Origin of the sequence: Massilia phyllosphaerae, from assembly GCF_034659755.1 — a bacterium.
GTDB lineage: Bacteria > Pseudomonadota > Gammaproteobacteria > Burkholderiales > Burkholderiaceae_D > Telluria > Telluria phyllosphaerae.
Genome location: NZ_JAXSQX010000002.1, coordinates 445,458 through 469,457 on the forward strand (window position 1 = coordinate 445,458; position 24,000 = coordinate 469,457).

21 protein-coding genes are annotated in these 24,000 nt (G+C 67.1%); 12 read left to right on the forward strand and 9 right to left on the reverse strand.

Going from position 1 to position 24,000, the window contains the following annotated elements:
- The first annotated feature begins 3 nt into the window (after window positions 1–3).
- From U1H99_RS10145 to U1H99_RS10165, 5 genes are all read left to right on the forward strand, one after another.
- Window positions 4–1,254: an Hsp70 family protein gene (locus U1H99_RS10145; protein WP_323141615.1), complete on the forward strand. Its 1,251-nt coding sequence runs from the start codon at window positions 4–6 to the stop codon at window positions 1,252–1,254.
- 39 nt (window positions 1,255–1,293) lie between these two features.
- Entirely contained in the window at window positions 1,294–1,908 is a 615-nt protein-coding gene (locus tag U1H99_RS10150) for a 3'-5' exonuclease (protein ID WP_375341606.1), read from the forward strand.
- Between the two features lie 342 nt (window positions 1,909–2,250).
- Window positions 2,251–3,768, forward strand: coding sequence for a tetratricopeptide repeat protein (locus U1H99_RS10155; RefSeq protein ID WP_323141617.1), 1,518 nt, complete (start codon window positions 2,251–2,253; stop codon window positions 3,766–3,768).
- Window positions 3,769–3,868: 100 nt separating this feature from the next.
- Window positions 3,869–6,055, forward strand: a complete 2,187-nt coding sequence (locus U1H99_RS10160) for a prolyl oligopeptidase family serine peptidase (protein WP_323141618.1) — start codon at window positions 3,869–3,871, stop codon at window positions 6,053–6,055.
- 166 nt (window positions 6,056–6,221) lie between these two features.
- On the forward strand, window positions 6,222–7,514 hold the full coding sequence (locus U1H99_RS10165; RefSeq protein WP_323141619.1) for a glycosyltransferase family 9 protein: 1,293 nt from the start codon (window positions 6,222–6,224) through the stop codon (window positions 7,512–7,514).
- Here U1H99_RS10165 and U1H99_RS10170 read toward each other — a convergent pair.
- Both U1H99_RS10170 and U1H99_RS10175 read right to left on the reverse strand, forming a co-directional pair.
- On the reverse strand, window positions 7,419–9,707 hold the full coding sequence (locus U1H99_RS10170) for a putative bifunctional diguanylate cyclase/phosphodiesterase (protein ID WP_323141620.1): 2,289 nt from the start codon (window positions 9,705–9,707) through the stop codon (window positions 7,419–7,421). The two genes, U1H99_RS10165 and U1H99_RS10170, sit on opposite strands and share 96 nt — an antisense overlap.
- Window positions 9,708–9,849: 142 nt before the next feature.
- Window positions 9,850–10,425 (reverse strand): helix-turn-helix domain-containing protein, encoded by a 576-nt coding sequence (locus U1H99_RS10175; protein WP_323141621.1) that lies wholly within the window; start codon window positions 10,423–10,425, stop codon window positions 9,850–9,852.
- A gap of 153 nt (window positions 10,426–10,578) precedes the next feature.
- Between U1H99_RS10175 and U1H99_RS10180 the strand changes: the two genes are divergently transcribed.
- The 6 genes from U1H99_RS10180 (at window position 10,579) to moaD (ending at window position 17,598) form a co-directional block, all read left to right on the forward strand.
- On the forward strand, window positions 10,579–11,778 hold the full coding sequence (locus tag U1H99_RS10180) for a glycine C-acetyltransferase (protein WP_323141622.1): 1,200 nt from the start codon (window positions 10,579–10,581) through the stop codon (window positions 11,776–11,778).
- A gap of 96 nt (window positions 11,779–11,874) precedes the next feature.
- Window positions 11,875–12,831: an NAD-dependent epimerase/dehydratase family protein gene (locus U1H99_RS10185; RefSeq protein ID WP_323141623.1), complete on the forward strand. Its 957-nt coding sequence runs from the start codon at window positions 11,875–11,877 to the stop codon at window positions 12,829–12,831.
- A gap of 169 nt (window positions 12,832–13,000) precedes the next feature.
- Window positions 13,001–14,404, forward strand: coding sequence for an L-serine ammonia-lyase (locus U1H99_RS10190; RefSeq protein WP_323141624.1), 1,404 nt, complete (start codon window positions 13,001–13,003; stop codon window positions 14,402–14,404).
- A gap of 143 nt (window positions 14,405–14,547) precedes the next feature.
- Window positions 14,548–16,041, forward strand: a complete 1,494-nt coding sequence (thrC, locus tag U1H99_RS10195; protein WP_323141625.1) for a threonine synthase — start codon at window positions 14,548–14,550, stop codon at window positions 16,039–16,041.
- A gap of 29 nt (window positions 16,042–16,070) precedes the next feature.
- A complete protein-coding gene (locus U1H99_RS10200; protein WP_323142100.1) occupies window positions 16,071–17,303 on the forward strand; it encodes a molybdopterin molybdotransferase MoeA in 1,233 nt (410 codons plus the stop codon).
- 37 nt (window positions 17,304–17,340) lie between these two features.
- The gene (gene moaD, locus U1H99_RS10205) at window positions 17,341–17,598 is read left to right on the forward strand and encodes a molybdopterin converting factor subunit 1 (RefSeq protein ID WP_323141626.1); all 258 of its coding nucleotides are present in this window, start codon (window positions 17,341–17,343) and stop codon (window positions 17,596–17,598) included.
- 174 nt (window positions 17,599–17,772) lie between these two features.
- Here moaD and dctP read toward each other — a convergent pair whose 3' ends face one another.
- From dctP to U1H99_RS10225, 4 genes are all read right to left on the reverse strand, one after another.
- Window positions 17,773–18,792, reverse strand: a complete 1,020-nt coding sequence (gene dctP / locus U1H99_RS10210; RefSeq protein WP_323141627.1) for a TRAP transporter substrate-binding protein DctP — start codon at window positions 18,790–18,792, stop codon at window positions 17,773–17,775.
- Window positions 18,793–19,090: 298 nt separating this feature from the next.
- Window positions 19,091–20,077, reverse strand: coding sequence for an alpha/beta fold hydrolase (locus U1H99_RS10215; protein ID WP_323141628.1), 987 nt, complete (start codon window positions 20,075–20,077; stop codon window positions 19,091–19,093).
- Window positions 20,074–20,277, reverse strand: a complete 204-nt coding sequence (locus U1H99_RS10220) for a helix-turn-helix transcriptional regulator (RefSeq protein ID WP_323141629.1) — start codon at window positions 20,275–20,277, stop codon at window positions 20,074–20,076. Before U1H99_RS10220 ends, U1H99_RS10215 begins: the two co-directional genes overlap by 4 nt.
- A complete protein-coding gene (locus U1H99_RS10225; RefSeq protein ID WP_323141630.1) occupies window positions 20,274–20,660 on the reverse strand; it encodes a hypothetical protein in 387 nt (128 codons plus the stop codon). The genes U1H99_RS10220 and U1H99_RS10225 overlap by 4 nt, the downstream gene beginning before the upstream one ends.
- 145 nt (window positions 20,661–20,805) lie before the next feature.
- Here U1H99_RS10225 and U1H99_RS10230 point away from each other — a divergent pair, with 145 nt between their 5' ends.
- Window positions 20,806–22,056 carry a TIGR03862 family flavoprotein gene (locus U1H99_RS10230; protein ID WP_323141631.1) on the forward strand — a complete coding sequence of 417 codons (1,251 nt, stop codon included), beginning with the start codon at window positions 20,806–20,808 and terminating at the stop codon, window positions 22,054–22,056.
- 77 nt (window positions 22,057–22,133) lie between these two features.
- Here U1H99_RS10230 and map read toward each other — a convergent pair whose 3' ends face one another.
- From map to U1H99_RS10245, 3 genes are all read right to left on the reverse strand, one after another.
- On the reverse strand, window positions 22,134–22,901 hold the full coding sequence (map, locus tag U1H99_RS10235) for a type I methionyl aminopeptidase (protein WP_323141632.1): 768 nt from the start codon (window positions 22,899–22,901) through the stop codon (window positions 22,134–22,136).
- Between the two features lie 2 nt (window positions 22,902–22,903).
- Entirely contained in the window at window positions 22,904–23,110 is a 207-nt protein-coding gene (locus U1H99_RS10240) for a ParD-like family protein (protein WP_323141633.1), read from the reverse strand.
- 80 nt (window positions 23,111–23,190) lie between these two features.
- Window positions 23,191–24,000, reverse strand: a complete 810-nt coding sequence (locus tag U1H99_RS10245; RefSeq protein WP_323141634.1) for a head GIN domain-containing protein — start codon at window positions 23,998–24,000, stop codon at window positions 23,191–23,193.

The following is a 24,000-nucleotide window of genomic DNA, read 5'->3' on the forward strand; positions in this document are numbered from 1 at the left end:
TCCATGGCCAACGCTTGCGGCGTCGATTTCGGCACTTCCAATTCCACTGTCGGCTGGGTACGCCCCGGCCAGCCGAGCCTGCTTGCGCTCGAGGATGGCAAATCGACCCTGCCCTCGGTCGTGTTCTTCAATGCCGACGAGGATGCGGTGCGTTACGGCCGCGCCGCCCTGGCCGACTACCTGGAAGGCTACGACGGGCGCCTGATGCGCTCGCTGAAAAGCCTGCTCGGCACCAGCCTGATGGATGGCCAGACCGAAGTCGCCGGGCGCGCCTTGCCGTTCAAGCAACTGCTGGGCCACTTCATCGGCGAACTGAAGCGCCGCGCCGAACAGCAGGCCGGCCGAGAGTTCCCGAGCGCGGTGTTCGGCCGCCCGGTCTATTTCATCGACGACGATCCGACTGCCGACCGCCTGGCCGAAGACACGCTGGCCGAGATCGCGCGCTCGGTGGGTTTTCGCGACATCGGCTTCCAGTACGAACCGATCGCCGCCGCCTTCGACTATGAATCGCGCATCGAGCGCGAGGAGCTGGTCCTGATCGCCGACATCGGCGGCGGTACCTCGGACTTTTCGCTGCTGCGCCTCGGCCCGGACCGTGCCGGCCGCGTCGAGCGCCGCGACGACATCCTGGCCACCGGCGGCGTCCACCTCGGCGGCACCGACTTCGACAAATACCTGAGCCTGGCGGCGGTGATGCCGCTGCTGGGCTACGGCAGCACGCTGCTGTCGGGCGCCGCGGTGCCGAACAGTTATTATTTCAACCTGGCGACCTGGCATACGATCAACCAGGCCTACACGCGCAAGAGCGCGGCCCAGCTCGACGAACTGGTGCGCGATGCCGCCGAGCCGGCCAAGCTGAAGCGCCTGCGCGGCCTGATCGAAGACCGTGCCGGGCACTGGCTGGCGATGCAGGTCGAGGCTGCCAAGATCGGGCTGTCGGACACGCCCGAAGTCACCATCGACCTCGACCGCCTTTCGCCGCCGGAGCTGCTGCGGGTCGGGCGCAGCGCCTTCACCGATGCCATCGGCGGCCTGACCGACGACATCGGCGCCACCGTGCAGCGCCTGCTGGTCGATGCGGGGGTGGCGCCGGAGCGCGTCGATACCGTATTCTTTACCGGCGGCTCGAGCGGCGTCGGCGCCCTGCGCGAGCGCATCGCCGCCATCGTGCCGGATGCGCGCCGGGTCGAAGGCGACCTGTTCGGCAGTATCGGCGCCGGCCTGGCGCTGGATGCCGCGCGCAAGTTTTCCTGATAACGCAAAGGATCTGCAGTGTACCAACGCCCCATCGTCATGCTCGACTTCGAGACCACCGGCCTGTCGCCGGAAGCGGGCGACCGCATCACCGAAGTGGCGGCGCTGCGCATCGCCGGCGGCCGCGTGGTCGACCGCTACGTTTCGCTGGTCAATTGCGGCGTGCGCATCCCGCCCTACATCGTCGAGTACACCGGCATCACCCAGGAGATGGTGGACGGCGCGCCGCCGGTCGACCGGGTCGTGCCCGAGCTGATCGACTTCATCGGCGCCGACCCGCTGGCCGCCCACAATGCCAGCTTCGACGAGAAATTCCTGAAGGCCGAGGGTGCGCTGTTGGGCCACGCCTGCCGCCATTCCGACCTGGTGTGCTCGCTGAAACTGGCGCGCCGCGTGTTCCCGGGGCTGGCCAGCTACAAGCTGGGGCTGCTGACGCGCTCGCTCGGCATCCGCTTCAACGGCCGTGCCCACCGCGCCGAGGCCGACGCCGAAGTCGCGGCCGAGCTGCTGCTGCACATCGGCCGCCACCTGGACCGCTCCTACGGCCTGGGCCAGGTCGAGCCGGACCTGCTGGTCTCGATCAACCGCCTGGCGGCAGCCAAGGTGCATGGCTTCGTCGGCAAGTATGCGGCCGACCGCCGCGCCAACCGCTGAGAGCACCCGACAAAACCTCCATGGCGGCGTTGCAGCGTCTCCCCGACCATTCGTACTGTCTTCGACGCCGCGTCGGCAAGCCGCATCTCTTGCCCTGGAGCTTTGTTAGGCGCTCTGAGTCCTCAGCAGCGCCCGCCGCCGGACCTGCGCCGGTGGCGCCGTATTCTTCTTTATTCCATCTGCATGCCATTCGGGAGCGCTTTTTCGCGCTGTCCATCCCTACGCACTTGTCGTAGATCAAATCCGTAAAGCATCGTCTTATTAGACTTTTGCCAATAGTTGCGAATTGTGCAGCGTGCCCGTCCGCGCCGCTGCCTCGCCCGGATTTGCGGAGAAACCAGCATGCAGCCCCCCGACTCTCAGCCCGATTCTCAACCCGACCCCCAGCCCGACCGTCAGCCCGCGCCCCGGCCTCGGCTCGGCCGCCGGTCCGAACCTGCGCACGACGCGTCCGTCCTTGCGTGGTTCGCCCACGCGGCCGAACGCGGCAATCCCTACGCGCAATTCAACCTGGCGCTGCTGTACAAGAACGGTGCCGGCGGCGCGCGCGATGACGGCCTGGCCTGCCTGTGGCTGGCCCGTGCTGCGCGACAGCGTCTTGCCTTTGCCCAGAATCATCTCGGCAGCATGTACAGCCAGGGCCGCGGGGTGGCGCGCTCGGACAGCCTGGCGGCCTACTGGTTCGGGCTGGCGGCCGAGCAGGGCGATGCCTCGGCCCAGCAGAATCTCGGCGACCTCTACCGCAAAGGCCGCGGCGTGCCGCGCCAGCCGGAACAGGCCGTCGCCTGGTACTACAAGGCGGCCGAGCAGGATCTCGCCAGCGCCCAGCGCCTGCTTGGCGAGTGCTACCTGAACGGCGAGGGCGTGGCCGTCAATCACGCGCTGGCGATGGCCTGGTTCCGCAAGGCTGCCGTGCTCGAGGATGCCGCCGCCGAGGTCGAACTTGGCCTGATGTACCGGCGCGGCCAGGGCACGGCCGGGGGCGTGCCGGCCGTTAGCGGCAGTAGCCCGGGCAGCGGCGCCGGCGGCGAAGCCGAGGCGCTGCATTGGTTCCGGCGCGCCGCCGGACGCGGCCACCCGGCCGCCCAGCGCCTGCTCGGACTGGCCTGCCTGGACGGCGTGGCCGGCTGCGATCCCCAGGGCGCCTATACCTGGCTGCAGTGCGCCGCGCGCCAGGGCGATGCCGAGGCCCAGTTCAGCCTCGGCCAGCTGCTGTCCGGTGGCAAGGGCGGCAGCGGCCACTGCGACGAAGGGCGCGCGCTGGCCTGGACCACGCGTGCGGCCGAGCAAGGCCATGTGCTGGCCCAGTACAGCCTCGGCAACATGTACGCGCACGGCCGCGGCGTGGCGTGCGACCCGGCGCGTGCGCTGCACTGGTACCGCATGGCGGCCGAACAGGGGGCGCCCAATGCCCAGTTCACGCTGGGCGTGATGTATGCGCATGGCCAGGGCGTGCGGCGCGACGAGAGCGCCGCCGTCGCGTGGTACCGGCGCGCCGCCGAGCAGGGCGACGCCAGCGCCCAGAACAACCTCGGCGTCATGTACGCCAACGGCCAGGGCGTCGGGCAGGACGACGCCTGCGCGGTGCACTGGTACGGCCTGGCGGCCGAGCAGGGCCATGCGCTGGCCCAGTACAATCTCGGCGGCATGTACAACAGCGGGCGCGGCGTCGAGCGCGACACCGTGCGTTCCTATATGTGGATGCTGCTGGCGGCCGATGCCGGCGATCCGGCGGCGAGTGCCAACAAGGCCATCGTCGCGCGCCGCCTCTCGCCCCAGCAGATCGACAGCGCGGTCGACATGCAGCGGGCCTGGCGCCGTGCCCGTAGCGTCGAGCGTCCGGAGCGCCGCGCCGCCTGACTCGGCCCCTGGGTAGAGGGGGCAATCACTGGTTTGTCTACTGGACAATTCGCGTTATCATTGTTTTGTAGCATCTACGATAACCTTGTCCAAGAGTCCCATGCCCATGAAACGTCTCACCCTCGTGGCCGCCCTGGCCGCCGTGTTCGCCGCACCGCTCGCAGACGCTCAGACCTGTGCCGCCAACGGTAGGCCGCCGAGCTACCCGGTCGCCAGGAAAGTCGACCAGACCGACAATTACCACGGCACCGTGGTCGCCGATCCGTACCGCTGGCTGGAAGACGCCAACAGCGCCGACACCAAGGCCTGGGTCGACGCCGAGAACAAGGTGACCCAGGCGTACCTGGCGCAGATCCCGCAACGCGAAGCGATCCGCCAGCGCCTGACCCAGCTGTGGAATTACGAGCGCTACGGGGTACCGTTCAAGGAGGGCGGCCGCTACTTCTTCACCCGCAACGACGGCCTGCAGAACCAGGCGGTGCTGTACACGATGACTTCGCTGTCCGACACCCCGCGCCTGCTGCTGGACCCGAACACGCTGGCGGCCGACGGCACGGTGGCACTGGCCAGCACCGCCGTCAGCCCGGACGGCAAGCTGCTGGCCTACTCGACCGCGGCCTCGGGCTCGGACTGGAACGAGATCCTGGTGCGCGACATCGAGACCGGCAAGGACCTGAGCGACCACCTGAAGTGGGTCAAGTTCTCGTCGACGTCCTGGACCCACGACGGCAAGGGCTTTTTCTACAGCCGCTATGACGCGCCGGAGGAAGCGACCAAGCTGGCCGACGTCAATTATTTCCAGAAGCTGTACTACCATAAAGTCGGTACGTCGCAGGATGCCGACGTGCTGGTCTACGACCGCCCCGACCAGAAGGAATGGCAGCTCGCCGGCCACACCACCGACGACGGACGCTACCTCCTGATCACCGCGTCGCGCGACACCTCGCCGAAGTACAAGGTGTTTTACAAAGACTTGAGCAAGCCCGACAGCAAGGTGCTGCCGCTGGTCGGCGAGTTCGACGCTGCCTACGACTTCATCGACAACGTCGGCGACACCTTCTATTTCAGCACCGACAAGGCGGCGCCGCGCCGGCGCGTGGTCGCGATCGACCTGCGCAAGCCGCAGGAAGCCAACTGGAAGACCGTGGTCGCGGAAACCGCGCAGACCCTGCAGGGCGGCCGCATGATCGGCAACCAGCTGGTGCTGGAATACCTGGCCGACGCCCGCAGCGTGGTCAAGGTCACCGACCTCAAGGGCAAACCGGTGCGCGAGATCGCGTTGCCCGGCATCGGCAGCGTGTCGGGTTTCGACGCCAAGCGCAATGACAACGAGACTTTCTTCGCCTTCACCAGCTTCACCACGCCGACCACCATCTACCGCCTTGACATGAAGAGCGGCCAGAGCACCGTGTTCCGCCAGCCCAAGATGCTGTTCAACCCGGCCGACTACGAGACCCGCCAGCAATTCTTCACCAGCCGCGACGGCACCAAGGTGCCGATGTTCATCGTGTCGAAAAAAGGCTTGAAGCTCGACGGCAATAACCCGACCCTGCTGTACGGCTATGGCGGCTTCAATATTTCGCTGACCCCGGGCTTCTCGCCGGCCTACCTGGCATGGATGGAGATGGGCGGCGTGTTCGTCGAGGCCAACCTGCGCGGCGGCGGCGAGTACGGCCAGCGCTGGCACGAAGCCGGCACCAAGCTCGGCAAGCAGAACGTGTTCGACGATTTCATCGGCGCCGCCGAGTGGCTGGTGAACAACAAGGTGACCTCGCCTGCCAAGCTGGCGATCAATGGCGGCAGCAACGGCGGCCTGCTGGTGGGCGCCGCCATGACCCAGCGTCCGGACCTGTTCGCCGCCGCGATTCCGCAGGTGGGCGTGATGGACATGCTGCGCTTCCACAAGTTCACGATCGGCTGGGCCTGGACCTCGGATTACGGCTCGTCGGACAACGCGGACGAGTTCAAGGCACTGGTGAAATACTCGCCGCTGCACAACCTGAAGCCGGGTACCTGCTATCCGGCCACGCTGATCACCACCGCCGACCACGACGACCGCGTGGTGCCGGCGCACAGCTTCAAGTTCGCCGCCACCGCCCAGGCCGCCCAAGCCGGCAGCAATCCGGTGCTGATCCGTATCGACACCAAGGCGGGCCACGGCGCCGGCAAGCCGACCAGCAAGCGGATCGAAGAGGTGGCCGATATCTGGGGTTTCCTGAGCAAATCGCTGAAGATGAGCGACACGGTTACCGGCAACGCACCAAGCGTCGCCGGCGGGGCCGAGTAAATCAACAAGTAAATAAGTACGGAATCAACTAAGTAATTAAGTAAGTAAGTCTGCGTAAAATTTGTAATGGCTGTGCCCGGCGCGCACAGCCCTCCCGCATAATTGAGCGCCCGCGGCCGTGCCCTGCAAACATCGGGGTGCGGCCTTTTTTTTCGAAAGGAATGGTTTGTCCAGGTCGCGCTCCCCGCTCCCATCCGTCCCGGCGGCATCGCCCCCATCCACTGCGGCGGGCGCGCCGACGGCCGCGCTGGTCTCGCCGGCCCTGCTGGCGGGCGCCCGCCGCATCCTGTTCGTGACCCACCTGGCGATCGGCGACTTCACCTACCTGCAGAGCTGCCTGCGCGCCTTCAAGGCGGCCTGGCCGCACATCGAGATCCATCTCTGGGTCGACGAGCGCCGCCGCACGGAGGATCCGGCCGCCTGGCCGCACCTGCAGAAATACGCGCTGTTCGACTGGCTGGCGGCCTGCCCGTGGATCGCCAAGGTCTACGACAAGACCTACAGCCTGGCGACGCTGGCCGCCTCGCTGCAGGAAGCGCGCGCCCAGGATTATCCGCTGGTGGCGACGCTGACCGTGGTCGACGGCCACCGCTATGCGCGCATGGCGCGTTCGATCAGTCCGCGCGGCTTCATCGTCGGCCTGAAAGGGGCGCCCGAGCGCTGGTTCAAGGGCCTGTCGCGCCATACCAGCTACCGCCGGCTGGACGGCAGCGTGCCGCTGTACCAGCCCGGCAACTGCGGCGGCCAGCACATCAGCGACATCTACGCCGGCTGGTTCGCGCGCTTCTTCGGCCTCGACATCCCGCGCCAGGCGCGCTTCCCGGTGCTGGACATCCCGCCCGAGTGGCTGGCGCGCGCGCGGACGCAGTTCGGCGAGTGGGGCATCGGCGAACGGCCGGCGGTGTTCGTGAACGCCTTTTCCAAGTCGCCCGACCGCACCTGGCCGCTGGAGCACGTGGCGGCGCTGATACGGGCGATGGCAGCGCGTCCGGCCTGGCGCGAGGCCGCCTTCATCGTGAACACGGTGCCGGAAGCGCTGGCCGAGACCCGGCGCATGGTGCGGCGCCAGAAAGACCCCGCGTTCGAGCGGGTGCGCCTGTTCAGCGCCGAGGAGCATTTCTTCCAGCTGCCGGCGGTGATGCGCCTGTGCAGCCTGGTCATCTCGGTCGAGACCGCCGTGATGCACCTGGCGAATGCGGTGCAAGTGCCGGTGATCGCGCTGATGCGCTGCACGACGCCGGAATGGGTGCCGATCGACAGCGACAACAGCACCGTCGTCATGCTGGCCGAACGCGACGACTGGGTCACCGCGATCGGCGTCGCCGATGTGCTGGCGGCGCTGGATGCCCGTCCGCCGGCGGCCTCAGGCGGTGGCGGTTTCCACTTGCCTGATCAGGGCGTCCAGCGGCATCGGCCGGCAGAACAGGTAGTCCTGCATGCAGGCGCGCCCGTTGGTTGAAATGAACTGCGCCTGGGCGTCGGTCTCGATGCCCTCGGCCACCACATGCAGGCCGAGCTGGCGTGCCATTGCCAGCATCGACTGCACCAGCGCGTTGCCGTTGACGTCGTGCGGCGAGTCGCGCAGGAAGCTCCTGTCGATCTTCAGTTCGTACAGCGGCATCTTCTTGAGGTAGGCCAGGTTCGAGTAGCCGGTGCCGAAATCGTCGATCGAGAAGCGGATGCCGAAGGCGGTCAATTCGTGCATGCGCGCGACGGTCTGGTCGATGTCGTCGACCAGCAGGCCTTCGGTGACTTCGAAGATCAGCTGGTCCGGCGGCACGCCGGTCTCCTCCACGATGGCACGCACGCTGGCGACGAAATCCGGTTGGCGGAACTGCAGCGGGCTGACGTTGATCGACAGCGGCAGCGCATGGCCGGCCGCGTCCAGCGCGAGCCAGGCGGCGCAGGCCTGGCGCAGCACCCAGTGGCCGAGCGTCACGATCAGGCCGCGGCTCTCGGCGATCGGGATGAACAGGTCGGGCGGCACCAGGCCGTCGGGGCGGGTCCAGCGCATCAGCAGCTCGGCGCCGGTCGGCACGCCGGTGTGCTCGACCTGCAACTGCAGGTGCATCGCCAGTTCGCCGTTGTCGAGCGCGTTGGCGAGGTCGCGTTCGAGGGTCAGCTTGCGTTCGGCGTCGGCCAGCATCGCGGTTTCGAACATCACCACGCCGTTGCGCCCGCCGGCCTTGGCGTGGTACATCGCGGTATCGGCTTCGCGCATCAGGTCGTGCGCGCTTTCGCGGCCGCCCAGCGCCAGCGCGACGCCGATGCTCGCCGAGGACTGGTACCACTGGCCGTCGATCTCCATCGGCTGCGACAGCGCGATACGGACCTTGTCGGCCACCCCCATCGCGGCCCGGCGCGCCACGGCCGGGTCGGCGTCCAGGCCTTCCAGCAGGATCACGAACTCGTCGCCGCCCAGGCGCGCCATGGTGTCGTGGGCACGCACGGCGCCGCGCAGGCGCGCCGCCGCGGTGGTCAGCAGCTGGTCGCCGGCGGCGTGGCCGCAGGCGTCGTTGATCTTCTTGAAGTTGTCGAGGTCGATGTAGGCCAGCGCGCCCAGGCCGCGGCCGGCGTGGCTGCCGGCCACCATGGCGTCGAGCCGCTCCATCAGCAGGCGCCGGTTGGGCAGGCCGGTCAGCACGTCGAAGAAGGCCAGCTGGTGGATCGCCTGCGCCGAATGGCGGCGCTCGGTGATGTCGCGCGCGATCACCACCCAGTGCGTGATGGCGGCGCCCTGGCTGGAAAACGGCAGCATTTCCATTTCGACCCAGTACGGATCGCCGCCCTTGGTGTAGTTGATCACTTCCGCGCGCACCGGTTCGTCGCGGCGCATGGCGTCGACGATACGGCGGATGGTGGCCGGATCGGTGTCGGCGCCGTGCAGCATGCGCAGGCTGCGCCCGATCATCTCGGCGCGCGCGTAGCCCGAGCGGCGCATGGCGGCGTCGTTGACGAAGATGATCGGCTGCGGGGCCCCCGGCGCCGGATCGACCTTGGCGATGATGACCAGGTCGTTCAGGCGCGCCAGCGCGGTCGAGGTCAGGCGCAGTTCGGCATTCGCGGCATGCAGCTCGGCCTGGCCGGCTTCGAGGGCATCGGCGGTGCCGCGCGCCTCGCCCAGGGAACGCGACAGGCCCTTGAGCAGGGTGCCCGAGGTCAGCGTCACCAGGGCGCCGATGCAGGCGAAGTTGAGGGTGGTGACCAGCGTGGCGAGTACCGGCTCATGCTCGAGCGTGGCCACATGCATCGGCACCTGGCCGGTGAGGCCCAGGACCAGGATGCTGGTACTGCCCAGCCCGAGCAGGATCAGCGCCGGGCGTGTACCCAGCAGGATGACTGCCAGCACCGGAGGCGCCATCAGGTAATTCAGGCTGATCGGGCCGACCGTCAGCAGCAGGCCGATACCGAGCACGACCCCGAGCGCCAGGAAATTCATGACGCGCACCGTGTACGACACGCGGGTCAGGCGCTGGATCGCGAAGATCCAGCCCAGCACGACCAGGTCCATCACGGCCACCGGCCACATGCCCTGGCGGATCAGCAGCGGAACGCAGGGGGCGGCGGCGATCGTGCCGATCACCAGCACGACGGACAGCAGGGAAGAGAAAATCTGGGCGCGCCATTGCGCGATTTCGTGACTGCTGGACATGCGGCATCTGGGCGGCAGCCTCGGGGCAACGCCGCTCGGTCTACCTATATATTGACGTAGGGCAATATATTAAATGTGAGGTCGCTTTCTGTCATCAGATTTGACATTTTGTCGCGCGGTAGAAACTGAACAGCGAGACTTATCAGCGCTGCACGACCACGAGCAGCGCCCGCGCCTCGGTCTTGCCGGCATTGCGGATCACGTGGGCCTGGTCGGCCGGATAGCGGGCGGTGCCGCCGTGCTTGATTTTCTTCTTTTCGATGCCCACTTCCAGTTCCACCGCGCCGGTCAGGACGGTGAGGTGTTCGCTGGTGCCGGGATCGTGCGGCTGGGAAGCCAGTTCGCCGCCCGGCGCCAGTGTCAGCTCGTACCACTCGTACTTGCCGGCCAGGTCCATCGGACCCAGGATGCGCAGCGAATAGCCGGCGTGGCTGCCGGGCAGGGTCGGGATTTCGTGGGCGTCGACGACGCGGATCAATTCCGCGCTGCGCACCTCGGACGACAGCAGCTCACCGATCTGGACGCCGAGGGCGTTCGCCAGGCGCCAGGTGATGGCGATGGTTGGATTGGCTTTTTCGCGTTCGATCTGCGACAGCATCGACTTGGATACGCCGGCGATGCGCGACAGGTCTTCCAGCGTCAGGCCGCGCGCGAGGCGCATGCGCTGCAGGGTGGCGCCGACTTCGGGCGGGGCACTATTGTTTACTACGTTATTCATTCTGTTGTTCTAGGAAGCGGCTTGCCAAGTTCAATGGCCGGGAGTAAGATTCACTATATTGAATTTTGGTTCGATATAGTAAATAAGTACAGTACATCGAACGCGTTTTTCTTTGACCAGACGTTACAACATTCTCCAGCAAAGGACAAGCACATGAGCGACCAGGCCTTCTACGGCGCCCTCCAGCAGAAACTCGACACGCTCCGCACCGAGGGCCTGTTCAAGCCCGAACGCGTGATCGCCTCGCGCCAGGGGGCGACAGTCGAAGCCCAGGACGGCCGCACCCTGATCAACATGTGCGCAAACAACTACCTTGGCCTGTCCGGCGACGAGCAGACCGCGCAGGCCGCCGCCGCGGCGCTGGAAAAATACGGCTACGGCCTGTCGTCGGTGCGCTTCATCTGCGGCACCCAGACCGTGCACAAGGAGCTGGAAGGGGCGCTGTCGCGCTTCCTCGGCACCGAGGACACCATCCTGTACGCGGCGGCCTTCGATGCCAACGGCGGCGTGTTCGAGCCGCTGTTCGACGAAAACGACGCCATCATCTCGGACGCCCTGAACCACGCCTCGCTGATCGACGGCATCCGCCTGTGCAAGGCCGCGCGCTACCGCTATGCCAACAACGACATGGCGGACCTGGAAAAGCAGCTGAAGGCCGCAACCGATGCCGGCAAGCGCCATAAAGTGATCGTCACCGACGGCGTGTTCTCGATGGACGGCACCATCGCCCAGCTCGACAAGATCGTCGCACTGGCCGAACAATACGGCGCCCTGACCCTGGTCGACGAATCGCACGCCTCCGGCTTCATGGGACAAACCGGCCGCGGTACCCACGAGCACTGCGGCGTGCTGGGCAAGATCGACATCATCACCGGCACCCTGGGCAAGGCCCTGGGCGGGGCGATGGGCGGCTTCACCTCCGGCCGCAAGGAAGTGATCGAGACCCTGCGCCAGAAGTCGCGGCCCTACCTGTTCTCGAACACGCTGGCGCCGATGATCGCCGGCGCCTCGCTGTCGGTGCTGGAGCGCATCAGCAAGTCGACCGAGCTGCGCGACCGCCTGATGGAGAACACCGCCTACTTCCGCAAGGAGATCGAGCGCATCGGCTTCACCATCAAGCCGGGCACCCACCCGGTGGTGCCGGTGATGCTGTTCGACGCGCCGGTGGCGCAGAAATTTGCGGCGCGCATGTTCGAACTGGGCGTGCTGCTGTCGGGCTTCTTCTACCCGGTGGTGCCGATGGGCCAGGCGCGCGTGCGCGTCCAGCTGTCGGCCGCGCATACCCGCGAACAGCTCGATACCGTGCTGAAGGCCTTCGAGCAGGCCGGCCGCGAACTCGGCCTCATCAAATAATTCGCCAACACCGTCTTACCGGTATCGCGCCCACCCCGGCGCGGGCCGGCCGGCTCACGAAGCCCCTCCGCATCAAGAAAGAACAGGTACACCAGCATGGAACGCATCCTCATCATCGGCGCCAACGGCCAGATCGGCAGCGAACTCGTGGGCGCCCTCGCGCAGCAGCACGGTCCCGACCAGGTCGTCGCCTCGGACATCGGGCTTGACAACGTCTACGGCGCCGCGCGCTACACCCGCCTCGACGTGCTCGACCGCGACGCCGTCGCCAAGCTGATCGCCGACGAAGGCATCACCCAGGTCTACCAGCTGGCGGCGCTGCTGTCGGCCACCGGCGAAAAAGCGCCGCTGAAGGCATGGACGCTGAACATGGACGGCCTGCTGAACATCCTGGAAATCGCGCGCGAGCGTGGCGAAGCCGGCAAGCCGCTGAAGGTGTTCTGGCCGTCGTCGATCGCCGCCTTCGGTCCCAACACCCCGGCGGAAAACACGCCGCAGTTCGCCGTGATGGACCCGACCTCGATCTACGGCATCAGCAAACTGGCCGGCGAGCGCCTGTGCGAGTACTACCACGCCAAGTACGGCGTCGACGTGCGCAGCATCCGCTACCCGGGCATCATCAGCTTCAAGTCGCCTCCGGGCGGCGGCACCACCGACTACGCGATCGCGATCTTCCACGCGGCGCTCAAGGGCGAGACCTACGAATGCTTCCTCGGCCCCGAGACCACGCTGCCGATGATCTACATGCCGGACGCGATCCGCGCCACCATCGAGCTGATGGACGCCCCGGCCGACCAGGTCGCGGTCCGCTCCTCGTATAACGTGGCCGGCGTCTCCTTCAACCCGCGCGAGCTGGCCGCCGTGATCGGGGCCCGCCTGCCGGCCTTCCGCATCGCCTACAAGCCGGACAGCCGCCAGCAGATCGCCGATTCGTGGCCGAAGAGCCTCGACGACAGCCGCGCAAGCGCCGACTGGGGCTGGAAGGCGCGCATCGGCGTCGACGAGATGGTGAACGACATGCTGGAAAACGTGGATGTTGGGCAGACTGCCTGATTACTCGTTTCTACCGTGAATCCGATCCGTCGTTCCCGCGAAGGCGGGAACCCAAGTTTGTTCGCAGATCGCCGAACTTGGGTTCCCGCCTGCGCGGGAACGACGTTTTGGCGCTTGCATTCATCGCACGCGCCATCAGTAATCAACATAAGTATTTAGGAGACAGCTCATGGACATGAGCGTATTTGACCTGTTCAAGATCGGCATCGGCCCCTCCAGCTCGCACACGGTCGGCCCGATGGTCGCCGCGCGCCGCTTCTTGTTGGAAGCGGGCCACCTCGACGAAGCGGTTGGCGTCGAAGCCCACCTCTACGGTTCGCTGGCGCTGACCGGCGTCGGCCACGCCACCGACAAGGCGGTGATCCTGGGCCTGATGGGCGAGACCCCGCAGGATATCGACCCAGGCACGGTCGAGGACAAGCTGGCCGAGGCCGAGCTGGACGGCGTGCTGAAGCTGCTCGCGACCAAGGAGGTGCCGTTCAGCGCCAGGACCGGCCTGGTCTGGCACAAGGAATCGAGCATGCCCGAGCACCCGAACGGCATGCGCTTCGTGCTGAAGCTGGCGGACGGCAGCGTGATCGAGCGCGTGTACTACTCGGTCGGCGGCGGCTTCATTACCGCGGCCGGCGAAGCCAAGGCCGAAGCGCCGGCGCCGCGCGAAGAGAGCGGACGCGCCGCGTTGCCGTTCCCCTTCGATACGATGCGCGCGCTGCTGGCACAGGGCCAGGCCCACGGCCTGTCGATCCCGGCCATGCTGCGCGCGAACGAGCGCACGCGCATGACGGACGAGCAGCTGGACACCGGCCTGGACCGCATCTGGCAGGTGATGCGCGACTGTATCAGCCATGGCCTGGTCACCGAGGGCCAGCTGCCGGGTGGGCTGAACGTCAAGCGCCGCGCCGCCAAGTTGTGGCGTTTGGAGCGTGAACAGGCAGCGAAAGGCGCCACCAACCACCTGCCGCACGACGCGGTGAACCAAGTCAGCTTGTACGCGATGGCGGTCAACGAAGAGAATGCGGCCGGCGGGCGCGTGGTGACGGCGCCGACCAACGGCGCGGCCGGCATCATCCCGGCGGTACTGCGCTACTACGCCGAGGATTGCCGCCCGAGCGACCCCCAGCGCGGGATCCGCGACTTCCTGCTGGCCTCGAGCGCGATCGGCATGCTGTGCAAGAAGAACGCCTCGATCTCGGGCGCCGAGATCGGCTGCCAGGGCGAGGTCGGCGTGGCCTGCGCGATGGCGGCGGCCGGCCTGGTCGCGGCACTCGGCGGCACCAACGAGCAGATCGAGAACGCGGCCGAAATCGGCATCGAGCACCATCTCGGCATGACCTGCGACCCGATCGGCGGCCTGGTGCAGATCCCGTGCATCGAGCGCAACGGCATGGGCGCGATCAAGGCGATCACCGCGGCCTCGCTGGCGATGAAGGGCGACGGCACCCATTTCGTCAGCCTGGACGACGTGATCGAGACCATGCGCCAGACCGGGGCCGACATGCAGGTCAAGTACAAGGAGACCTCGCTCGGCGGCCTGGCCATCCACGTGGTGACGGTGAACCACGCGGCCTGCTGATGCCTAGGGTGGACGGGTTTCCCGTCCACGCGTCCACCCCAGATCGGCCACATCAAACGGAACATTATTCGGTAAAAAGACAACTTTTCCGCGGCCGGACTATAATAAATGTCCTCCCGAGCCAACCGGATCCTTTCTACCGTATGCACTATGTGTCCACCCGCGCGACCAGCGCGTCCGCAGCACGCAATCCCCAATCCTTTTCCGATATCCTGCTGGGCGGCCTGGCGCCGGACGGCGGCCTGTATCTGCCGGAAACCTATCCGCAGGTCAGCGGCGCCGAACTAGACGCCTGGCGCAAGCTGTCGTACGCCGAGCTGGCCTACGAGATCCTGCGCAAGTTTGCCACCGACATCCCCGACCAGGACCTGAAGGCGCTGACCGCGAAGACCTATACGCCGGCGGTCTACCGCAATGCGCGCGAGGATGAATCCGCCGAAGAGATCACGCCGCTGCGCGTGCTGGAGCAGGGCCCAGGGCGGACCCTGATCCTGCAGGGCCTGTCGAACGGCCCGACGCTGGCCTTCAAGGACATGGCGATGCAGTTGCTGGGCAACCTGTTCGAATACGCGCTGGCCAAGAACGGCGACGAATTGAACATCTTCGGCGCCACCTCGGGCGACACCGGCAGCGCGGCCGAGTACGCGATGCGCGGCAAGCGCGGCATCCGCGTGTTCATGCTGTCGCCGCACGCCAAGATGAGCGCCTTCCAGACCGCCCAGATGTTCAGCCTGCAGGACCCGAACATCTTCAACATCGCGGTCGAAGGCGTCTTTGACGATTGCCAGGACATGGTCAAGGCGGTGTCGAGCGACCTCGAATTCAAGGTGCGCCAGAAGATCGGCACCGTCAACTCGATCAACTGGGCGCGCGTGGTGGCACAGGTCGTGTATTACTTCCGCGGCTACCTGAAAGCCACGACGAGCAACGACCAGAAGGTGTCGTTCACGGTCCCGTCGGGGAACTTCGGCAACATCTGCGCCGGCCACATCGCCCGCATGATGGGCCTGCCGATCGACAAGCTGGTCGTGGCCACCAACGAGAACAACGTGCTCGACGAGTTCTTCCGCACCGGCGTCTACCGCGTGCGCAAGGCCGCCGAGACCTACCACACCAGCAGCCCCTCGATGGACATCTCGAAGGCCTCCAATTTCGAGCGCTTCGTCTACGACCTGGTCGGCCGCGACGCCGAGCGCACGCATGCGCTGTTCCGCAAGGTCGAGACCCATGGCGGCTTCGACCTGTCCGGGGCGCCGGGCAGCGACGGCGACGAATTCAAGGCGGTCGCGCAGTACGGCTTCCAGTCCGGCAGCTCGAACCACGAGGATCGCCTGGCGACCATCCGCGAAGTCTTCGACGACTACGGCATCACGATCGACACCCACACCGCCGACGGCATCAAGGTCGCGCGCGAGCACGTCGAACCCGGCGTGCCGATGATCGTGCTGGAGACCGCGCTGGCGGCCAAGTTCAACGAGACCATCCTGGAAGCGCTGGGCAACGACGCCGCGCGCCCGGCCGGTTTCGAGGACATCGAAAGCCTGCCGCAGCGCTTCGTGGTGATGCATCCGAACGTGGCCCAGATGAAGGAGTTCATCGCCGCGCACACTGGCCTGGCGCAGGGGGCGGCGGCGTGAGCGGCGCTGCGCAACCGAACCGCAAGCCGATGCTGGCGGTGCGCGAGGCGCTCGACTTCCTGCTGGCCGCCGCGCGTCCGGTGGCGGAGGTCGAGACGGTCGCCACGCTGGAAGCCAACGGCCGCGTGCTGGCCGAAGACCAGGTCTCGCCCCTCGACGTGCCGGCCGCCGACAATACCCAGATGGATGGCTACGCGGTACGCGCGGCCGATTGCGCCGGCGGCGCGGCGCGCCTGCACGTGGCGCAGCGGATTCCGGCCGGCAGCGTCGGCCAGCCGCTGGCCGCCGGCACCGCGGCCCGCATCTTCACCGGCGCCCTGATCCCGCAAGGGGCGGATGCGGTGGTGATGCAGGAGCAGTGCGAGGTCGATGGCGACCACGTCATCGTCAAGCACACGCCGGCGGAAGGCGAGTGGATCCGCCGCGCCGGCGAGGACGTGCGCAGCGGCGCGGTCATCCTGCCTGCGGGCACGCGTCTGCGCGGCCAGGAGCTGGGACTGGCCGCATCGGTCGGCCTGGCGACGCTGCCGGTGCGGCGGCGCCTGCGCGTGGCGGTGTTCTTCACCGGCGACGAGCTGGCGATGCCGGGCGAGCCGCTGAAGCCCGGCGCGATCTACAACTCGAACCGCTTCACGCTGCGCGGCCTGCTGGAAAACCTCGGCTGCGCGTTCACCGACTACGGCATCGTCCCGGATTCGCTGCAGGCGACGCGCGACACGCTGCGCGAGGCGGCGCGCGCACACGACCTGATCATCACCTCGGGCGGTGTCTCGGTCGGCGAGGAAGACCACATCAAGCCGGCGGTGGAAGCGGAAGGGCGCCTGAACATGTGGCAGATCGCGGTCAAGCCGGGCAAGCCGCTGGCCTTCGGCGAAGTCCGCAGACAAGGTGACACCGAGGGCGGCGCGGAAACCGACGCTGCGTTCTTTATCGGCCTGCCGGGCAATCCGGTCTCGAGCTTCATCACCTTTTTGCTGTTCGTGCGGCCTTTCCTGCTGCGTTTGCAGGGCGTGACCGGTGCGGTGGAGCCGCGCACGATCATGATGCGCGCCGACTTCGACTGGCCCAAGCCGGACCGCCGCAACGAATTCCTGCGCGTGCGCATGAACGAGGGCGGCGGGCTGGACCTGTTCCCGAACCAGGGCTCGGGCGTGCTGACCTCGACCGTCTGGGCCGACGGCCTGGTCGACAATCCGCCGGGCCAGGCGATCGCCCCCGGGGACGTGGTGCGCTTCATCCCGCTCTCGGCGCTGGGTTATTGATGGTGGTTCGTGGAAGTCTGAAGTCGAAAGGAAGTGTGTGAATATCCAGTTACGTTTTTTTGCCAGCGTGCGTGAAGCCGTCGGCACCTCGGGCGAAACGGTGGCCCTGCCGGCGGGCGTGGCCACTGTGGGCGCGGTGCGCGATTTCCTGATCGCGCGCGGCGGCACCTGGGCCGAGGCGCTGGCGCACGAGCGCGCGCTGCGCATGGCGTTCAATCAAGTGATGTGCGAACCGGACACGCCGCTGGCCGAGGGTGGCGAGGTGGCGTTTTTCCCGCCCGTGACCGGGGGCTGAGCGCCTGAAATAAGCGCTACATGAAGAACCGTCATTCCCGCGCAGGCGGGAATCCAAGTCAAGCCGACACGGTGTTAGCAAACTTGGATTCCCGCCTCCGCGGGAAGTCATTTCCGGCCATGCCGGGAATGACGTTTGTAGCCGTCACAGGAAAAAGGTTGCAGACTGGCCGGCTTACGCCACCGTCTTCTCCGCCAGCGCCAGCAGCCTGGCGCAATTCGCATTCTTCTCCCCGAAATCGCGCCAGGCGGTATTGCGCGCAATGTCCTGCCACTTGCGCAGCGACGCCGCATTCAGGTCCACCGCACGCCCGCCTCGGCCCGCGAACTGGGCCGCCACCGCGGCATCGTCCATCTGCGCCGACTTGCGCGCAAAGCCTTCCAGGTCGGCGCCGATCTTCATGAGGGCCGCCTGCTGGTCGCGCGGCAGGCGGTCGAACACCGTCTTCGACATCAGCAGCGGCTCCAGCATGAACCAGTAGGTGCCGCCGCGCGCGGTGGTCACCGATTTCGAGACTTCGTCGAGGCGGAACGACATCAGCGACGATGACGAGGTCATGGCCGCGTCCAGCGCGCCACTCTGCATGGCGCCGCGGATGTCGTTGGACGGGATGTTGACCACGGTGGCGCCGGCTTCCTTGAGGATCAGGTCGAGCGCGTGCGAGCCGCCGCGCACCTTCAGGCCGGCGGCATCCTCGGGATCGACGATCGGCTTGACACGCGAGGCGGCGCCGCCGGCCTGCCAGATCCAGCTCAGGATCACCATGCCGCGCTCGCCCAGCATGCGGCTGAACTCGCGGCCGACGTCCATGTTCTTCCAGGCGTAGCCCTGGTCGTAGGAAGTGACCAGGCCGGGCATCAGGCCGATGTTCACTTCGGGGAATTCGTCGCCGGCGTAGGACAGCGGCACCAGTGCCAGGTCGAGCGCGCCTTTCGACAGCGCCGGGATCTGGGCTTCGCTCTTCATCAGGCTGGAGGCCGGGTAGATCGAGAACTTGAGCTTGCCGCGGGTGGCGCGTTCGGCCTGTTCGGCGAACATGCGGCACAGGCGGTCGCGGAAATCGCCTTCGGCGACGCTTCCGGCGGGGAACTGGTGGGAAATCCTGAGGCTGCCGGGCTGGGCCCAGGCTGTCTGCAGCCAGAGGGGGCTGGTCGCGAGCGCGCCCAGTACTGTCCTGCGAGTCACTACCGACATAGTCATCCTCCAAGATGGTCTTACGGACTACCGGACGAATCGTGTACGCCTGAAACGACTGCTGCGGCGCTTGTTCACCCGTCTTTAGGTTTGCGCTTTTTTTGCATTATTTAACGTATAAGCATAGGCTCAGCTGTAAACATGTCAAGAGAATATTTAAGCGAATGCTCATGCAGTGCAACATAAAAATGTGCTTGAAAAGCCCGCCTTGCGTGGGGAAAAGATACGGCGAGAATGAAGCCGGCGGCTTCCAGGGAGGACGCCGCGGCGCAGCAAGCGCGCGGCGTCCCGGGCGGGCTTAAAGCGTTGCCAGGAAGCTGCGGATGGCGTCGATCACCTTCTCGGGCTGGTCGATCATCGCGAAGTGGCGTGCCGGTGCCACCGACACCACCTGCACCCGCGGCGCACCTTCCAGCAAGGCCTTGTAGTAGTCGGCCTTGGCGCTTTCGCTGATGCCCTGCTGCGAGGCGTCGAGCTCGTGGTAGGGCGAGATCACCAGCAGCGGCGCCGCGATGTCTTTCAGGCCGGGACGCAGGTCGAGGTTCAGCACGTCGGCGGCGTACTGGCCGGTCGCTGCCGGATCGCTGCGTGCCGACAGCTGGGCCAGCACATCCGCCTTGCCCATGTCCCGTACGCCGATGGTGCGCATGTAGGCTTGCTGCTGGCGCGCGAAGGCCGCCGGGTCGGTGGCGACGCGGCCGCGCATGCCCGCCGCCATCTGGCTGCGCTGGGCCGGCGCCATCGTCTCGGTGCCAGGCATCACCGGCAGGCCGTCGATGCTGACCACGCCGCCGACGGCCGCCGGTTGGTCTTGGGCCACCGCATAGCCGAGCGTGCCACCGAGGCTGTGGCCGACGATCACCGGCTTTTGTAGCTTGCGCTCGGCGATCAGCTGCTCGACCGCGGTGCGGGCGGCAGCGAAGGGCGATGCGGCCGCTGCAGGGGCGGCGGGGCGGCCGTCGAAGCCAGGCAGGGTCAGCACGTATATGGGATGGCTGGCGGCAAAGGCCCGGATCGTGTCTTGCCACACCCAGCTGCCGCTGGCCAGGCCGGGGATCAGGATCAGGGGCCGGCCGGCGGCGGCGCCGTGGCGCTCGACCAGCACGCCGCCGACCTCGAAGCGTTCGGCCGGGGCCAGGGTGGCGGCAAAGCGGTTCGGTGCCGCCGCGGGAGGGTTGGCGTCGGCATCGGCCGCGTGCGAGTTGTCGAAAGCGCCCAGTGCCAGCAACAGGGCGAAGGCGGCATAGATCAGGCGTTGTTTGCGGGTGGTGTGGCAAAGGCTCATACGGGCTCCTGGTCGGGGAAGAAAATGGCTTCGATCGGTTGTTCGAACAGCTTCGATAAGGAAAACGCCAGCGGCAGGCTGGGGTCGTACTTGCCGTTCTCGATGGCGATCACGGTCTGGCGCGACACGTCCAGCAGTTCGGCCAGGTGCGCCTGGCTCCAGCCGCGGGCGGCGCGCAGTTCGCGCAGCAGGTTCTTCATCGGCTTCTCCATGCGCGCACCAGGTTCACCGCGACCCAGCTGGTGCACATGACTATCCAGACCGCGAACATCGACACTTTCGGGAAGCCGGCGGTTTCGAGGAAGCCGTAGCTGAAGGTCAGGGCGCCGGTGACGGCGAAGGCGATGCCGATCGATTCCAGCATGCGCAGGCGCTGGTACTCGTCGATGCGGGCGACGTGGCGCACGATGGCGCGGATCGCCAGGGCGAAGCCGAGCATCGGCAACAGCAGCAGGACCGTGCGCAGCGTGCCGTCGGCCATCGGCCGCGCCAGCTTGATCGACCCGACCAGCAGCACCGCATATACCCCGATCCCCACCCATAATTCGGTGTGATAGGCCCGTGCGACTCGCTTTTCATGCATGTCCGTTCTCCCTGGTTTAAAAAGAATCATGTAAAGTATGCTTTACATCGTAGTGGCGGTTCCCGCCAATGTCAAGCTTCCTTTACATCTGTTTTCGGCGCCCGCTCTCGACTACAATGCGGCTCCCTCTCTCCCGTTTGCCGCCATGTCCCGAGTCTCGACCCCATCCCGCCACGCCATCGTCATCGGCGGCGGCCCCGCCGGCCTGATGGCGGCCGAAGTCCTGGCCGCGGGCGGCGTTCAGGTCGACCTCTACGACGCCATGCCTTCGGTGGGACGCAAGTTCCTCCTGGCCGGCAAGGGCGGCATGAACATCACCCACGCCGAGGATGCCGGCGCCTTTGCCGGTCGCTACGGCGCCCGCCGCGCCGAGGTCACTCCCTGGCTGGACGGCTTCACGCCGCAGCAGGTGCGCGACTGGATCCACGGTCTCGGCATCGACACCTTCGTCGGCAGTTCGGGGCGCGTGTTCCCGCTTGAAATGAAGGCGGCGCCGCTGCTGCGCGCCTGGCTGCACCGCCTGCGCGAGGCCGGCGTGCGCTTCCACATGCGTCATCGCTGGCTGGGCTGGCGCGACGGCGCGCTGCTGTTCGCCACGCCCGACGGCGAACGCCTGGAGCAGGCCGGCGCCACCGTGCTGGCGCTGGGCGGCGCCAGCTGGGCGCGCCTCGGCTCGGACGGCGCCTGGGTGCCGCTGCTGCGGGAAAAGAGCGTGGAGGTGGCGCCGCTGGTGCCGATGAATTGCGGCTTCGACGCCGACTGGAGCGAACACTTCGCGAGCCGCCATGGGGGCGCGCCGCTGACGACCGTGGCGCTCGCGGTGGAAGGTGCGCCGGGGCCGGACGGCACACCGGTGTTCCGCAAGGGCCAGTTCGTGGTCACCGCCAGCGGCATCGAGGGCAGCCTCGTGTATGCGCTGTCGGCACCGATCCGCGACGCCATCGCGGCCCAGGGGCGGGCCACGGTGTGGATCGACCTGCTGCCGGACCATAGCTTCGAGCGCGTGCTGGCCGAGGTGACGCACCCGCGCGGCACCCGTTCGATGGCCAGCCATTTGCAGAGCCGGCTCGGGATCAAGGGCGTGAAATCCGGGCTGCTGCACGAATGCCTGTCGAAGGATGCGTATGCCGATCCGGTGCGGCTGGCGCAGGCGCTGAAGGCGCTGCCGCTGGTGCTGGTGCGCGCGCGCCCGATCGACGAGGCGATCAGCAGCGGCGGCGGGGTGCGCTTCGAGGCGATGGAGGGCGCCGGCGGCATGCTGCGCGCGCTGCCGGGCGTGTTCGTGGCGGGCGAGATGGTCGACTGGGAAGCGCCGACCGGGGGCTACCTGCTGACGGCTTGCTTCGGCAGCGGGCGTGCCGCCGGCAGTGCCGCACTCGAATGGTTGAGCACGTAGGGTGGGCACCCCGTGCCCACGCGAACGTTAGCATCGTGCCGGCTTCCGCGTGGGCACGTGGTGCCCACCCTACGACATCAATGCCGGGTGGTTTCTTCGGGCCGTAGCGTCAGCACCCGCACGCCGGTGCGCGTCACCGCCACCGTGTGCTCGAACTGTGCGGATAGCTTGCCGTCGCGCGTCACCACGGTCCAGCCGTCGTCCTCGGTATCGACCCAGCCGCGTCCCTCGTTCAACATCGGCTCGATCGTGAACACCATGCCTTCGCGCAGCACCAAGCCGGTCTGCGGCTTGCCCCAGTGGAGCACCTGCGGCGGCTCGTGCATTTCGCGGCCGATGCCGTGGCCGCAGTATTCGCGCACCACCGAATAGCCGTTGCGGCGCGCATGCCGTTCGATCGCGTGGCCGACGTCGCCCAGGCGGGCGCCCGGCCGCACCGCCTTGATGCCTTTCCACATCGCTTCGTAGGTCACCTGCACCAGGCGCTTCGCCAGCGGCGACACCTCGCCGACCAGGTAGGTCTTGCTGGAGTCGGCGATGTAGCCGTTCTTTTCCAGCGTGATGTCGAAGTTCACGATGTCGCCGGCCTGCAGCAGTTCGGACGGCGACGGCACGCCGTGGCACACCACGTGGTTGCGCGACGAATTCAGCGCGTAGGCATAGCCGTACTGGCCAATGCTGGCCGGACGGGCGGCGAGGGTGTCGACGATGAAGCGCTCGGCCAGGTCGTTGACGGCCATGGTCGACATGCCGATCAGGTTCAGTTTGTCGAGTTCGCCGAACACGGCCGCCAGCAGCCGGCCGGATTCCGCCATCAGGGCGATTTCTTCGGGACGCTTGGTCATCGCTAGGCCGCCCGGATGGGTTGCGTCACGACCCCGGCCGCGCGCAGTTCGCGCGCGACGATCTCGTTGAAGCTCATCGTCGGATTCATTTCGGCCAGCATGCCGATTTTCAGCCAGAAGGCCGCCTGCGCGTTGATCGAGCGGACCGAGACCACGCTGGCCTTGCGCAGCTGGTCATGCAGCTCGTCGTCGATGTTTACAATACCCATGATATGTTCCGTATGTGATCAATATACGAATCATATATTCATGGGGCGCGCAGGGCAAGCGCTGATTACAAGAAACATTTTCAGTCGTGGAAATTGACGCTGGCGCTCCCGTGGCGGCTGACCTCGCGCCGCTCCGGATTACCGTAGACGGTCGAGTCGCCGCTGCCGGCTAGTTCCAGTCTGGCTTCGCGGCTGGCATACACCGCGCTGGTGCCGGAACCGGTGTGCTCCAGGCGGACCTGTTCGGCGCGCAGGTGGCGCGCGTCCAGTTCGCCAGAACCCTGCAGATCGGCTTCCAGTTCGCGGGTGGCGCCGACCAGGGTCAGGTTGCCGGAGCCGACGCTCTCGGCCTTAACGCGCTCGCTGCTGCCGCCGGTGAGTTCGAGGTCGCCGCTGCCGTGCAGGGCGACGATGTTCTCGCGGTAGCGGCCATTGAAGCGCAGGGTGCCGCTGCCGCCCAGGCCGAGGTCCAGGCGTTCGCCGGCGAAGCCGCTGGCGGTGGCGTCGCCGCTGCCGTTGACGTGCAGGGTGTCCAGCGCCGGCAGCGTCAGCGTGACTTCGATTGGCTGGCGGTGGCGCAGCAGGATGCCGCGCGGGCCGATGTGCAGGGTGCGGCCTTCCACGGTGGTGCCGATATTGGCCAGCAGGCGCTGTTCGCCGCGCACCTCGAGCGCCGGTTCCGGGCCCTGGCGCAGGGTCAGGTTGATCGGGCCGCTCAGCTCGACGGCGGTGATCTGGGCGTCCAGCGCACGCTTGTCGGTGGCCAGCAGGCGGCTGCCGGGGCTCGAGGCGCCGGTCGTGCCCTGGGCCCGCAGCACGGTGTAGGACACGCCGATCAGGCCGAAGGCGATCAGCAGCAGGACGAAGCCGGTTTTCAGCAATGCGCGCAT